The sequence below is a fragment of the Brucella pecoris genome (assembly GCF_006376675.1).
GTDB lineage: Bacteria > Pseudomonadota > Alphaproteobacteria > Rhizobiales > Rhizobiaceae > Brucella > Brucella pecoris.
Map to the genome: position 1 here is coordinate 13,202 of NZ_VEWK01000022.1, position 14,368 is coordinate 27,569.

The window sequence follows — 14,368 nt, forward strand, 5'->3', positions numbered from 1 at the left end:
TGTCGGACTTGTGTTACGGCTGAAGATGTGACAGCGCCTGGCTTTGGCGGGGAGCGGGAGGTTCAGGGGCACGTCCAGTTCCCCAAACAATATTTTTGCGGCGCTTCGTATCGGGCAGGAAGCGAGACCGGCATTCATCACGAGCAATAGATTCGGAGAATGACCATGGCCGGGGGCAGGGCTTACACGGTTCGCTTTGTCGTACAGCTGGCGAGCGCCAGCTGTACGACGGCAATACCAGGGCTTGCGGGTTTCGCCAGATCATACGGTATCGAAGGATTCTTTGAACTCGCGATCGGCAAAGTATGAAAGTTTATTGGCGACGATCGGATGTTGTCCGGCGAGGAAGAGCAACTGGACGTCTTGCGGCAGATTGCGGACCTCATCGGGGGTGAGCAGTGGCCGGGCGGTGTGTTGTTCGGTGTAGGTAATCCCGGACTTGTCGGAATCGAGGGCGCGGCTCATGGTCTGGAACACGACGGTTTCCTGCCCGAGCAGGTCGGAGACAAGGCGAGCGCTGTCGTGATCGTTGACGCCGAAGACCTGGAGGACGCCGGTATTTGACAGGAAGGTGCCGGCGCGTTGCCGGTAGATTGCGCGGAGCTGGTGAATGTCCTGCAGAATGGGCCAGAGCTGGACGCCATAGCCGGCCATGAGGCCCATGGCGCGTTCGACAGGCGCAAGATGGCCTAGCGCTGCGAACTCATCCAGCAGGTAAAGAACCGGTGCTGGCGGCTTTTCGGGACCGCGGGCCATCTCCGTCAAGCTTTGCGCAACGAGCAGGCGCATCCAGCGTGAATAGGTCGCGAGCCGGTCTGGGGGCAGGATCAGGAACACTGAAGTGTTGCGATGTTTAAGGTCGGCAAAATGGAAATCGGATCGGCCAAGGACAGAGACCATACGTGGGCTGTCGAGGAAATGTGTGTGGCGTTGTGCTGAAGAGAGGACGCCAGCCGCTCGCGGTCAGCTTTGCCGAGATGCCGGTTGGCGGCGCGGGCAATCAGGCCGGCAGCCTCATCGGTTTCCTGCATTTGCTTGAGCAGTGCATTGAACTGTTCAGGGGCCAGAGTAAGATATTCGCGTAGCGTGCCGAGATTGCGCCGGTTGTTCGGTTCGTGGGCAACGATCCTGAGGATGAGGCCTGCGATCAATGCTTTGGCTTCCTCGTTCCAGTGTGCCTCGCCACTCATGCCCGGTTCATCATTCACCATGGCGTCGGCAAGGGTGCTTGCGTCTTCTGCGAAGTCGAGACCGGACAGGTCGAACCTATCGAGCGGGTTAAAAGCAGCCGATGGTTCGTCAGTGGCGCCGAAGGGATCGAGAACATGGACCGGCCCGAATTGTTGGCGGGCGCGACCGGCGATTTTGGCATTCTCGCCTTTCGGGTCGATGCAGATCAGGGATCGGTTGGTGGTGAGCAGATTTGGAATGATGGTTCCGACACCCTTGCCGGTTCTGGTCGGTGCGATTGTCATAAGATGGGCAGGACCCTCATAGCGCATCAGCTTCGATGACTTCGGATCCCGACCGATCAGCAAACCGTTCTCGCTACGGGTGAGAGGAGATATTTCCCTGGGCGTGGCGAAGCGGGCAGAGCCGTGGGTTTCGCCGTCCATATCACCGAAATGTACAATCAGGGGATTTGTGATCAGGCGAAAGACGAGGGCTGCCAGCACCAGGAGGGTGATGAGATCAAGCGTGATATAGGGGATGGAACCAGGCCCGAAGCCGAGTTGTCCAAGAGCGAAGCGTCCGCCCAAGCCAACGGTGAACGTGACCGCAATGAGAATGATGATCAGCCCGAGCAGCGGTTTCCAGATACGGAAGGGCAGGCAGATCAGCGCAACTAAGGCCCAGAGCGGATCACGTGCGGCGGTGCGCATCATGTTTTGAAATGCGGTCCATGCCAGTGTCGCCTGACGCATTGTGTTTCCTTCAGAATAAATGGCGCGCGAATTGGAGGAGCTTCACAGCAGCAAAACCAATCCGAACAGAACACAGGCGCGAGCAATGCACATTCGCAACCCGCCTTTTTATGGGATGGGGCCGCTCAGATCGGCAAAGGCCCCTATTTGGACCATGCACGGAAGCACGCAGCGTATTCTCACTCCATCAAGCTTATTCCAGTTGGTCAGGAATTGGCCGATGAATTTGATAGTGAGCCGTTCAATGCCCGTCACCGGTGCCCTTGCCATCCGCACTCAGCAGATTGGTAAAGAGTTCCCTGTCACCGTCGCGTTTGAGGAAGCCGGGCAGTTCGCTGCACAAACAGTCAACGAGGTTTTGGGAAAACTCGTCCTTTCTATTTTCGAGACGATGCAGGACGAACGTGCCGAGCAGGACTTTTCGGCGGGTATCGTTGGTGCGCTCCTGTTTGTCGAGCCGGGCCTTCAGCGCCGATCGTTGCGCGTCCAGTTCGGCCAGACGCTGCTCGATTGATTTGCGGGCCATGCGTGATCTCCTCCAGTCAGATTCCTTCACGGTCGATGTTACCTAGACCACTCCATTACTACAATTATCAAAAGTTCGAGCGAAATCGTAATCTTTTTTTGGTTATGAAGGGCGCATATACGGGTTGCTTCGCAACCCTTGCTGCGTTATCGTAGGATTCTCGATGAGAGGAGCAATGGTTCTTGGCGATCTTCTATTGCCAGATGTCTGTCGTATCCCGAAGCTCCGGCCGCAGTGCGGTTGCGGCCATTGCTTATCGTTCTGGCGAAAAACTGACCAATGAACGCGATGGCCTGCCCCATGATTTCGAGAGGCGAAACGGCGTCGAGCATAGCGAAATCATTCTTCCGGACGGCGTGAATGCCGCATGGGCTCTGGATCGTTCCGTTTTGTGGAATGCCGCCGAGCGTGCCGAAAGGCGCAACGACGCGCGGGTGGCGCGGGAGTTTGTTGTTGCGCTGCCCCATGAATTGTCTGTCGAGGGGCGGCTGGATCTGATCCGGGAGTTTGCTCAGGACTTGGCCAACCGTTATGGCGCTGCGGTGGATTTTGCGATCCACGCGCCGCATCCGGATGGCGACGTTCGTAACCATCATGCCCATGTGATGATGACGACGCGACAGGTCGGACAGGAGGGGCTTGGAGCCAAGACCTATATCGAGCGCGCGAACAAAGAGCTTTTGCCGCAGGGGCTACCGTCCACGCAAATGCAGCTTGTTGATATCCGGCAATCCTGGGAGGGGATGGTGAATGAGCGCCTGGCGCTCGAAGGGCATGATATTCGCATTGATCATCGCTCGCATGCCGAGCGCGGACTTGAGATCACTCCGACCGAACATATGGGGGTTGCTGCCACGAGCATGCATCGGCAGGGTATGACGCTGGATCGGGCGCGGCTGAACTCCGACGCGGCACAGCGCAATGCCAAACTGATCCGGGAAAAACCGGAACAGGTGCTTTCGCTGATCACGAATGAGAAGAGCGTGTTCGACCGGCATGATATTGCGCGCACGCTGCATCGCTACATCAACGAGGACGCGCAGACTTACCAGAATGCGTTTGTGTCGGTCATGGCTTCACCGGCTCTGGTCGAGCTTCAGGGAGAGCGGGTCGATAGTGAAACGCGGGAGGTATCGCCGGCGCGCTATTCAACGCGGGAAATGATCGATCTGGAACATGGCTTGATGCATTCGGCTGAACGGCTGGCTGCGGCGCGCGATCATCGCGTTGATCGGCGGCATGTTATTCGGGCAATTGAACGTCAGGATCAGGCGATCGGGAAAAGTTCTGGCGGGGTATCGGCTGCGGGTAATGTTTTGCCGGGACTTTCAGATGAACAGCGCAGAGCGATCGGGCATGTTACCGGGCCGAAGCGTATATCCGCCGTGATCGGGTTTGCAGGTGCGGGCAAGTCTACAATGCTGGCGGCGGCGCGTGAGGCGTGGGAGGCGCAGGGCTATCGGGTGCATGGTGCGGCGCTTTCCGGTAAAGCTGCTGAGAGACTGGAGGAAAGTTCCGGTATCCAGAGCCGTACCCTGGCATCCTGGTCACTTGGCTGGCAGAACGAAAAACACCAACTTGGCCGTGGTGACGTGTTTGTTCTCGATGAGGCGGGCATGGTGGGCAGTCGCCAGCTGGCGGCGTTCATTGGTGAAGCTGAAGTGCGGGGCGCGAAGATCGTGCTGGTTGGCGACCATGAGCAGTTGCAAGCGATTGGAGCGGGGGCACCGTTCCGGGCGATTGCCGAGCAGATCGGGCACGCGGAACTATCCGAGATCCGTCGCCAGAACGTAGGCTGGCAACGGGACGCTTCGGTATTGTTTGCGACCCACAGGACAGCAGAAGGACTGGCGGCGTATCGCGATCATGGCGACATATATTTTGACGAGACTCGTGATCAGGTACGGGCTCAGATCGTTCGCGATTATATTGCCGATCATGAAGAGCATCGGGACCGTACGCGCATTGTCATGGCGCATCGGCGCGTCGATGTTCGTGCCATCAATGAAACGATCCGTTCCGTGCTTCAGGAGCGCGGGGAGCTGGCCAAGGTCGAGCCGACTGGCGAGTCGGGGGATGTGCGGGAACGAGAGCGGCATCAGGCGTTTACTTATCAGACCAATGACGGCAAACGGGATTTTGCTGCGGACGACCGGCTCGTATTCCTCGAAAACAATCGCGATCTTGGCGTCAGAAACGGAATGCTCGGCACGGTGGAGACCGTGCAACCGGATGTCATTCAGGTCCGGCTTGATGGAAAAGCAGCTAGTGAACCGCGTCTGGTCAATGTGCCTGTCCATGATTACCAGGCTATTGATCATGGCTATGCAATGACGATCCACAAGAACCAGGGGACAACTGTTGATCGCGCCTATGTGCTGGCGTCCGACACGATGGACCGGCACCTGACCTATGTTGCCATGACGCGGCATCGCGATAGTGTGCAGCTCTACGTCGCCCGGGATGAGTTCACCGGTCGGGGAGGGGATCCAATGCCGACAGGCCGACTGGTCGAACATGGCGGGGCTCCCTTCGAGCATAAGGTAGAGAACCGCCAGAGCTATTTCGTTACGCTGGAAAATGCCAGCGGCGAGCGTAACACGATATGGGGCGTCGACCTCGAGCGCGCCATGAAGGAGGCCGAACCGGTGATCGGGGCAATGATTGGGCTTCATCATGAGGGGTCGCAGCCGGTTGTACTTCCTGACGGCACGCAGACACATCGCAATGCATGGCGGGTTCAGCACGCCGGAGAGCTAGCCTATCACCGACTTGAACAACGTCTGTCGCGGTCTGGCGCCAAGGAAACGACGCTCGACTATGTCCGGGACTTTGCGGAGCGTCGGGGGATTGCGGAAGTGTTCGGGGTCACGAGCGAGATCGAAATTCCAGCCGAGAGGCTCGAGCCTCTTGTAGCGGCAATCACACATTACGATCGCAGTGTTGAGGAGGTCGCACGCGAAAAGGCGATGGCCGTTATTGATCAGAGGTTCGATATAGTGGAATCTCTGGTACGAGAAGTGTTTCGTGATCCGGACGAGGTCGCTGCCCGCCTGCGTGCGGCCATTACCGAGAAAGAGGGCAACGGCGCGATTATGGCGAAGGCGATGGCCGAGCAGCCGGAGCGTTTCGGAGAGCTGCGCGGCAAGTCGGGCATGTTGGGAGACAATAAGGAACGCAAGGCAGTTCGGCATACCGCGACGGCGGTCAGTGCCCATATAGGCTATGTATCCGAAGCCTGGGAACGACGGCTTGATGAGGAGCGTAAGAGCGAACAATGGCAGCGCGACAAGCGCGATGTGGTCGAAGTTCCCGGCCTCACGCAGCGAAGCGCCGAAATTCTGGCAGAGGTCGCGAAGACGCCAGTGGAAAAGCGAGGCCAGCTTATCGATCAGCTGCGATCATCCCGTGAGGGGCAGATGGCGCTGGATGAAGCCAGGCTGGTCGCTGATGCGCTCACGCAGCGATTCGGACATTCCGATCCTCGCAAGTTTGCCACCGAGCTCGACACGCGTCCGGAGCTGGCAAGCCAAGCCGAGCGTATCAAGACTGTCGCTCGCATGGTGGATTACACCCACACGGCCGAATTAGTCCATGACCATACGCTGAAGCAGCAACTCAGTCGTTCAAAGGGCCTCCGATTAGACCGATAGTAGCCCACCCCCAGGAACATCTGGACGCAAACAAGTCATCGCAGTCGTGGTGAAGACTCGTATGATGTCTTCGGTCCATCTCGTTCTGTCCTAGCAGAGACGCTGCTCTGGATACTGCTGGACGACAAAGCTACTACAAGTCATCGATGTTGAACGGCGCGCCTTGAACGAAAATTCCGGCCAGGTCTGCCAGTCCAGATCTTTGTGGCAAGCCGATGGGTTGATGATGCGACGATCAAAATGGCCTGCATTGTCTGGCGTCGGTAGTCGCACCCAAAACGAGTGGTAGTAGGGTTACATTAACGGTGTCGGCCATCACCGTATCACGATTTTTTGAACCGTACCCCGACGCCGCCGCCATTGTTCTCGGAAAGGAACTCTACTCCTGCGGCCTCCAGAGATAGCTTTAATGCTTGTGCCACAGAAGGGGATATCTGTTTGTCTCCTCGCTCCAGTTGGACGATTGTTCGCAAACTGACCTTTGAAATATCTGCAAGATCCTGCTGGGTCAGATTAAGCAGACCGCGAGCGGCCCGAACCTGAGAGGGAAAATTCTTCATTGAGCTCCACTATCGACGTTTGCATAAAATGCGCAAATATGCATATTATACGAAGACAGTCGGACAAGTGCTCACAACACTTGTCCGACCTGACCACAACCAAGCTTACCAGGAGCTCAGATCATGGCTGATTCTGACAATAGCACGACTTTGCCTTTCGTCACCCGCAGGAAAATATTAACGGGGACTGCCATTGTAGCAGGGGCTTTGGCATCCGATGTCTTTGCGCGGGACATGATTGAAAATGAAGCGCTTTCCGATCCGGTGTTGGCGCTCTGGCGTGAATGGCAGGACGCTCATCTTTTGATGGAAAGTCATGGCAGCAGGTTAAAATCTCTCGAGCAGCAACTTGCTGAAACTGTTGATTATCCCTGTGCAAAAATTGAACTCTCGGGTGGCGATAGTGTGACCGCTTACTCGCTCACAGCCATCCGGGAAATATTCGATGGTGCTCCTGATGAAAACGTTGCCTGCGCCAAAGCGGAAGCCGAGTTTGCTGAGCATCAGTTGCGATGGGATGAAGCCGATCTGGAAATTGGTTATTCAGCCACGGTGAGGGCCGAACTCGAAGCCGGCGACCGGGCTGCGAACATTCTCGATGTCATGGCCACAACTTCATCGACATCGCTGGCCGGCGTGGAAGCCAAGCTCGACGCCACATTGCGTGAAGGCAACGTCTGGGAAGACTGTTCGGAATTTCCGTGGCCTCAACTTCGCTCGGTGCTTAATGACATTTTACGGATGAGGCATAATCAGTCCGATGGTGCAAAATCATGAAAAACACCAGGCGTAGACTCGTTCCGGAGACGGCTTCTCATGAAACGCTCGTTGAACGCTTTAATCACCTTGGTCGTAACAGAAGCCTTGAACTAAGACGTGTTGTACGAATTCTGTTCGATGAATTTGAGGAAGCACAAAGGGGCAAACTGTCAGACAAAAAGAAAGGAGGACGTATTCTCAAACTGGTTCTGTTCGGCTCTCCTGCAGACGGTGGTGGCGCCTGGGGCGAACACTGTGAATCCCCCCGCACTTGCCAAGCAGGCAACCGATACTCCGATTTCAATCTGCTCGTCATTGTCAGCTCTCAATTTTTTGCAAGCCCACGTATATGGAAGCGGGCCCAGGAGCGGTTTCTCCACGAGTTGACAGTCACAGGACATCTGTCCACCCGCGTCAATTTCATCGTTCACTCCATTATGGACATCAATGATCAGCTTGCAAACGGCCGGTCCTTCTTCACTGAGATTGTCCGTAACGGGACAATGCTCTACGAAGCTCCCGGCTCCCTTCTTGTCGACCCCACTCCGCCGGGGCCGGAAGTTGCCAAGATTGAAATACAGCAAAATTTCGATCACTGGTTCTCAGGTGCCTTGCACCGCTTCGAACTGGCAAGTAAGGCTTTGGAACGTGGATTTTACAGGGAAGCGGCCTTTGATCTGCACCAAACGGTAGAGAGGCTTTATCACTGCGTATTGCATGTGCAGGCACTTTATAGTCCAAAATCCCACCGTCTGACCTTCCTGCGAGCACATGCGGAGCGAATTGCGCCTCAATTGACGGAAGTCTGGTCAGACAATAGCAGTTTTGCAAGCCGCTGCTTTGACCGCCTTGATCGGGCTTATATAGGTGCCCGTTACTCACGAAGTTATGAAATCACCCGTGAGGAACTGGAGTGGCTCACTGATGGAGTAAATGCGTTGCGGGAAGCCGTGGCAGCCATCTGCTTGCAACACCTTGATAAACCGAACTGTGCGGCAACGTGAGAAATCAGACCGAGCTGCGGCCAGTTGGATATACGGGTTGAAACCACTGTCATGGGTTAGCGTTCGTGCGCCGCTCGCTTCTTCCGCAATCATCGCAATACTGTTGCAAGAACCTGGCTTGATCGGGCGACGACGCCATGACTAAAGGGTAGAAGATCGAGGATGGGGTTCGTAGCAAAAATGCCGGCATCCTCGCCGCTTTCCGCTGAGACGAGCCTGCAGCCAACGACACCTTCCTTCTTTGTCTGTCAAAATAGGAATTGAGTGGGGTCTCTGGCAGGCCCAAAACCGCAGAAGCGATTCGCTACGCGTTCACTCGGCGCGAGGCCGAGAATATTATTAGTAAATAAAGTCAATAGCTTATCAGAAATCAGATAAGTATAATTATGGAACTTTTAATCATTTCGCGGTTGGCGAATTGCTGCGCTTCTGAGAGCAAATCATTTTCAAGTGGTATGTTTTTTCGGCTTCAATTGCATCAGCCCCCCGCGACACCTAACAACGAGAGAGCCAGAAAGGTTGCAAATAAGACAAGATGTGTCATGCCCTCAATGGCGTTGGTCTGACCGTCGTTCAAATTTATGGCTGCAGCAATAAGCGTGATGACAATCATCACGGTCTGAATAGGAGTCATCGCCATGATAATCGGTTGATCATTGAAAAGCGCGAAGCCCTCAATGACGGGAACGGTGAGGATAACTGTCGACAATGATGCTCCCAGTGCAATATTGATCACCACTTGCATGCGATTGGCAAGCGCGGCGCGAAGCGCGGTTAAAAATTCGGGTGCCGCAGACATAATAGCGACTACGAGGGCGGCCAATGCTACCGGGGCCCCGATCGCATGAAGTCCGTGCAACAGAAACGCTGACATCACTTCAGATAAAAAACCTATGAGTACAACGCCGATGATTAGTACGGCTATAGACGGCGCCAACGGTTCGTATTCGCGGGGCTTCCCGCCCCTCGCTTTCTTTTCCGGGTAGCTGTAGTTGAAAAAATAGCTATGCTGTCCAATTTGGTTTCTGAGAAATACCCAGTAGAGCATAGCCATCGCGCCCACTGTGAAAATCGAATAAACGCGCCATTTCTCATGAGGAATAAACTCGGGTACAACCATCGATATACTCATTGCCGTCAAGATCATAACGCCGTAAGTCTTCCCGGAATCATCGTTATAAGCCTGCTCTCCAAACTTCCATCCGCCAAGAAGTGCGGCCAGACCCAGTATTCCGTTAATGTCGAGCATGACAGCGGAAAATATTGTGTCCCGTGCAAGCGTGGGCGAGCCGCTGCTTCCGTTCATAAAAATGAGAAGAATGAGCACCTCGACGCCAACAGCTGACATCGTCAGGACCATCGTCCCATAAGGATCGCCCACTCTAGAAGCAATCGCTTCCGCCCGATGAGCGACCCGCACAGAGACCACGACGATAGCGATGATGAGACAGAAGGTTGCTATTAATGCACCGGTGGGTCCAGTTGCCAATATTGTCGTTTCAAAAGCAAATGCGACAACACCAGTTCCGAATGCCAGTACCAATAAGATTTCCTGCCAAACAACTGAAAACATACGATCATCCGATGTGAGCTATGACTTCGCTGCTATCCTCGATGCTACCGATTGATCTCCTGATCGCGAAGCGATGGTATCATAGATAAGGATTTGTCCGTCCATTCGTTCCCAAATGCGTTCATGCAACGTTATCGGAAATGTTCGCTCCGGTGAGAGGGGGCACCATTGCTGCAGGTGGTTCAATCGGCCGCCATTTGTTCACGAATAGCAGTTACTGATAGTGTTTTCCGGGACCGTCGAGATCACGCACAACGAAGGTGATGACGCGTCGCCCAGACAGTGAATGCGCAGGATCTCTATTCCTTTCCCGCTGATTAGTGGCGGTCAAGACGCAACACCGGCAGCGATACGGCGGAATTCAGGCTGATAAGGGCAGCGATCGTAGAGAGCACGTTATTTGGTCTGAGAATATCCGCGCAGAAGCGGCAAGGCTGGCTATGCCATTGACCATACCGACTATGTCGATATAAGAGCCTGTTCCAAAAAGGGTTGAGCGATTACAGTAGGTTATGATCCAATCGGATTGCTTACATTCGATGGAGATCACAATGGCCTGGACAGTAACCGCTCGCCGCCACTATGTACGACGCAATTCGCGCTATGTAACTGATTTAACGGATGCGGAATGGTCAGTGATCGAACCGCTGATGCCTTCGCCCAGATACCTTGGTCGCCCTCGCAAAACGGATCTGCGTGAAGTGGTAAACGCGCTTCTTTATATCGCATCTTCTGGCGGTGCGTGGCGGCTTCTGCCAACCGATTTCCCACCATTCTCGACGGTACAGAAATACTTCTACCGCTGGCGCGATGAAGGCTTGCTGCGTACCATCAATAACACGCTTGTGATGCTGGCGCGTGAGCAGGCTGACAGGCAGCCCAGTCCAACGGCTGGCGTCATCGACAGCCAGTCAGTTAAAACCACGGAAAGTGGCGGAATACGGGGCTTTGACGCGGGAAAGAAGATTAGTGGTCGCAAGCGTCATATTGTGGTTGATACTCTCGGCCTGATGGTTGGTCTTGTGATCCATTCTGCGGGCATTCAGGACAGAGACGGCGCGCCGGATGTCTTGAAAACCATTCTCAAACGTTGGCCGTGGTTGCGGCATATCTTTGCTGACGGCGGATACGCAGGACCAAAGCTCAAAGGCAGGCTGGAAAAAGTCGGGAAGTTTACACTGGAAATCGTCAAGCGGTCTGATCGCGCTGAAGGTTTTGAACTACTCCCGCGTCGATGGGTTGTCGAGCGCACATTTGCATGGCTGGGACGGTGTCGCAGACCGGCCAAGGACTTCGAGAAAACTATCGCTTCTTCTGAAGCGTGGATTTACATCGCAAATATCCGACTCCTTACGCGGCGTATCGCAAGAGCCTGATATCGTTATATTCATTTTGATTCAGGCTCTAACGTTTATACATTTTTTCTGGAAGTTTTTTGATTAGACGTCTTGGGCTTGCGTGCCAGCCCAACACTTTTCGCCAATTCCGATCTTTTAGCGGCATAGTTCGGAGCCACCATCGGATAGTCTTGCGGCAAGCCCCATTTTGAGCGATATTCGTTGGGTGTCATATTGAATTGCGCGTTCAGATGTCGTTTCAATGCTTTAAATCTTTTACCATCTTCAAGACAAATGATGTAATCATTAAACACCGACCTCTTGGGATTCACTGCAGGCTTCGGCTCTTCATGAATCCTCTCGTCATCGCTCTGACCTGCATTCAATTCTACTAGCTTGCTGTGAACCTGGGATATTAGCGCTCGTGGACAAAGGTTGACTGAGGAATCAATTTTTGATTCAAGGCTGCCATTTGGAGGCTGCTTTGGGCGAACGGATAGGTTTGACAGACGAGGAATGGTCGGTAATCAGTCCGCTTCTACCTGCTGAAAGTGGGCGTGGATGCCGCCCTGCTCAGGACAATCGGCGTTATTTCGAAGGCATGCTGTGGATGGCGCGCACAGGAGCGCAATGGCGGCATCTGCCTGATGAATACGGCAAGTGGAACAGCGTCTTCCGCCGATATCGACGCTGGGTCGAGACCGGTGTTTTCGAGGCAATGCTTGAGACACTGGCCGAACTGGTGGAACGGGATCGAAGTGCCGACATGATCGACAGCACCGTCGTCCGGGCACACCATTGTGCAGTCGGCATAAAAAGGGGACTCAAGAGACCGAGGCGCTTGGCCGATCGCGCGGCGGTTTCACAACCAAACTCCATGCCCGGTGCGATGCGAAAGGCCGACCGCTCGGCTTCGTCCTGACGCCCGGACAAACGCATGATACCCAGGGCTTCGCGCCGTTATTCCGGATGATATCCGACCAGATCGAGGCGTTCCTCGCCGACAAGGGTTATGACGCTGACGCCATTCGCGACGAGATCGCCAGCGCCAATATCGAGGCCGTCATTCCGACGAAAAGCAACAGACGCCAACCAATCCCGCACGACAAAGCCAAATACAAATGGCGTAATCAGATCGAGCGCCTCTTCAACAAGCTCAAGGGCACCGTTACTTTAACCTGAGTAAGTTCGCAATTTTGTCTATGATGCTGATCTTATGCGGTTTTCAGGCAAGCGATTTCACGCCACATATTTGTGGCTGCCTGACGCAGCTCGCGATGGTCTGCTGAGGTGAAAAGGTTGCGGGGGAAGTGGTGGAGATTGTAAATCGGGTCGTGAACAGATGTGAAGCGTTGCACATGTCGCGCTGACTTAAAGCGCTTCATGATCCGCTCTCGTCGTCGGATGGGCTGGTGCGAATTCTCAGCGCGGTTGTTCAAGTCTTTGTGCTGACGATGTTCGCAAACGCTCATCCCCAGTTCTCGTTTGGCCGCGCCATAAGATCTCAGCTTATCGCTAACCATGACGCGCGCTGAACAGCCCTGGCCACGCAGAAGTGTACGCATGAACCGCTTGGCAGCCTTGGTATTGCGGCGCTTCTGAACAAGAACATCCAGTACAAAGCCATGCTGATCAACCGCGCGCCACAGAAAGTGCTTCTCACCCTTGATCGTGATGACCATTTCATCCATGTGCCATTTGTCTCCAAGGCGTGGGGTGCGACGACGGATCGTATTGGCGTATTCACGTCCAAACTTCTCCGCCCATCCGTGCACCGTCTTGTGGGTAACAATGATCCCACGGTAAGCCAGCATATCTTCGACCATGCGAAAGCTGAGTGGAAAGCGATAATACAGCCACACCGCCTCGGCGATGATCTCAGCAGGGAAACGATGGCGGTGATAAAGAGAGGCACGAGATTCAATCATGGCCCAGTTTCGCAGCTTATGCTTGCGCCGAAGTTAAGGTAACGGTGCCAACCGAGCCACCTCTCTTCTTAGAACGGAGTATTCTCCTTGAGAAACAATCCCAATGTAAAATAACGTGTACGACACCAAACTGACTGCCAACAACGACGGTTGCGGCCGTATGATGAATCGAGATTGCAACATCTGTCCCTCGTCAAGCGCTCTGGAAGAATGCAACGGGATCAAATTTTCTCGATTAACGATGTTACCAAACAATGACGAGGCCGCAGCGGACGGGTTAAGGTGCTCGCCTGGCATTTCGTTGCCCGCAGCGAGAAATCGGGAAAACCGCCGCGTTCACCATCTCCGTCATGCCCGATTGGCACGCGGCGACCTCAGTAGAGAAACCTCATATGTATGATTTAGTTCCTGAACCTTCTTCTTTATCGCACGCATTGCAACCGGAGCGCAGACCGATTAGTTTCTCTGCGGGTCAAAAGGCGCGCAGCATACCGAGCCCTTGATATATCCAGAAAGATTGATCGTGAGACAGCCATAGCATGGCCTAGGTATTGCGCCAATCTCGATCAATAGTGCCTTCCTGCGCTTTATGATAATATTGGCTAGCGACGAGCCATCCTTTCGTCGGACGAAGAGGCAGGATGCAAGTTAAAAGCAGGAGGGGTAGGCTCGTAAAGAGATGCACCCATAAGGGAGGCTCGTAGGTTATCTGCAGCCATACAGCAAATACCATGCTAGGTATACAGCCGAACATCATGATAAAAAACGCTGGACCATCTGCAGGGTCTGCAAATGAATAGTCCAAATCACATACTTCACATTTTTCTCTCAGCGTGAGGAAGCCTTGAAAAAGATGACCTTCTCCACATCGAGGACACCGGCCGCGCACGCCTGTGGCGATGGGAGAGAGGCGCGGCCACTGATATTGAGTTGGCATATTGACTCCTGTTTTTTCGCGCTTGCCGACGGGTATGATCTGTAACTCGCAATCGTAGTGAAACCAATAAACCACTAATATGTTTCAATGGTGTTGTCACGTTAAGTTTCTCTGGCCGGAAAGGCCAGGGGCTCGTAGATATTCAGGCGAAACAGGCCGCAATTTT

Annotated in this window: 10 protein-coding genes and 2 pseudogenes; 5 read left to right on the plus strand and 7 right to left on the minus strand. The window is 54.3% G+C overall.

Going from position 1 to position 14,368, the window contains the following annotated elements:
- Positions 1–261: 261 nt before the first annotated feature.
- Positions 262–1,925 (minus strand): annotated as a pseudogene (locus FIB18_RS23165) (type IV secretory system conjugative DNA transfer family protein).
- A gap of 241 nt (positions 1,926–2,166) precedes the next feature.
- A complete protein-coding gene (locus FIB18_RS23170; RefSeq protein ID WP_140023168.1) occupies positions 2,167–2,451 on the minus strand; it encodes a mobilization protein in 285 nt (94 codons plus the stop codon).
- Between the two features lie 182 nt (positions 2,452–2,633).
- Here FIB18_RS23170 and traA point away from each other — a divergent pair, with 182 nt between their 5' ends.
- Complete coding sequence (traA, locus tag FIB18_RS23175; protein WP_140023170.1) at positions 2,634–6,104, plus strand: Ti-type conjugative transfer relaxase TraA; 3,471 nt, start codon at positions 2,634–2,636, stop codon at positions 6,102–6,104.
- 323 nt (positions 6,105–6,427) lie between these two features.
- Here the strand turns inward: traA and FIB18_RS23180 are convergent, their stop codons facing one another.
- Positions 6,428–6,664 carry a helix-turn-helix domain-containing protein gene (locus FIB18_RS23180; protein ID WP_140023172.1) on the minus strand — a complete coding sequence of 79 codons (237 nt, stop codon included), beginning with the start codon at positions 6,662–6,664 and terminating at the stop codon, positions 6,428–6,430.
- Positions 6,665–6,787: 123 nt separating this feature from the next.
- Here FIB18_RS23180 and FIB18_RS23185 point away from each other — a divergent pair, with 123 nt between their 5' ends.
- Positions 6,788–7,441 (plus strand): hypothetical protein, encoded by a 654-nt coding sequence (locus FIB18_RS23185; RefSeq protein WP_140023174.1) that lies wholly within the window; start codon positions 6,788–6,790, stop codon positions 7,439–7,441.
- The gene (locus FIB18_RS23190; protein WP_140023176.1) at positions 7,438–8,427 is read left to right on the plus strand and encodes a HEPN domain-containing protein; all 990 of its coding nucleotides are present in this window, start codon (positions 7,438–7,440) and stop codon (positions 8,425–8,427) included. The genes FIB18_RS23185 and FIB18_RS23190 overlap by 4 nt, the downstream gene beginning before the upstream one ends.
- Positions 8,428–8,905: 478 nt before the next feature.
- Here the strand turns inward: FIB18_RS23190 and FIB18_RS23195 are convergent, their stop codons facing one another.
- On the minus strand, positions 8,906–10,000 hold the full coding sequence (locus FIB18_RS23195) for a calcium:proton antiporter (RefSeq protein WP_140023178.1): 1,095 nt from the start codon (positions 9,998–10,000) through the stop codon (positions 8,906–8,908).
- A gap of 551 nt (positions 10,001–10,551) precedes the next feature.
- On the opposite strand from FIB18_RS23195, the gene FIB18_RS23200 reads away from it, so the two are divergent.
- A complete protein-coding gene (locus FIB18_RS23200) occupies positions 10,552–11,376 on the plus strand; it encodes an IS5 family transposase (RefSeq protein ID WP_140023180.1) in 825 nt (274 codons plus the stop codon).
- A gap of 35 nt (positions 11,377–11,411) precedes the next feature.
- Here the strand turns inward: FIB18_RS23200 and FIB18_RS23205 are convergent, their stop codons facing one another.
- Entirely contained in the window at positions 11,412–11,855 is a 444-nt protein-coding gene (locus FIB18_RS23205) for a MucR family transcriptional regulator (protein WP_140023182.1), read from the minus strand.
- Between FIB18_RS23205 and FIB18_RS25275 the strand changes: the two are divergent.
- A pseudogene (locus FIB18_RS25275) lies at positions 11,803–12,516 on the plus strand (IS5 family transposase); the annotation flags it as partial. The gene FIB18_RS23205 and the pseudogene FIB18_RS25275 overlap by 53 nt on opposite strands.
- A gap of 35 nt (positions 12,517–12,551) precedes the next feature.
- Here FIB18_RS25275 and FIB18_RS23220 read toward each other — a convergent pair.
- On the minus strand, positions 12,552–13,265 hold the full coding sequence (locus FIB18_RS23220; RefSeq protein WP_140023186.1) for an IS6 family transposase: 714 nt from the start codon (positions 13,263–13,265) through the stop codon (positions 12,552–12,554).
- 544 nt (positions 13,266–13,809) lie between these two features.
- Positions 13,810–14,202 (minus strand): DUF983 domain-containing protein, encoded by a 393-nt coding sequence (locus FIB18_RS23225; RefSeq protein WP_140023188.1) that lies wholly within the window; start codon positions 14,200–14,202, stop codon positions 13,810–13,812.
- Positions 14,203–14,368: the final 166 nt, after the last annotated feature.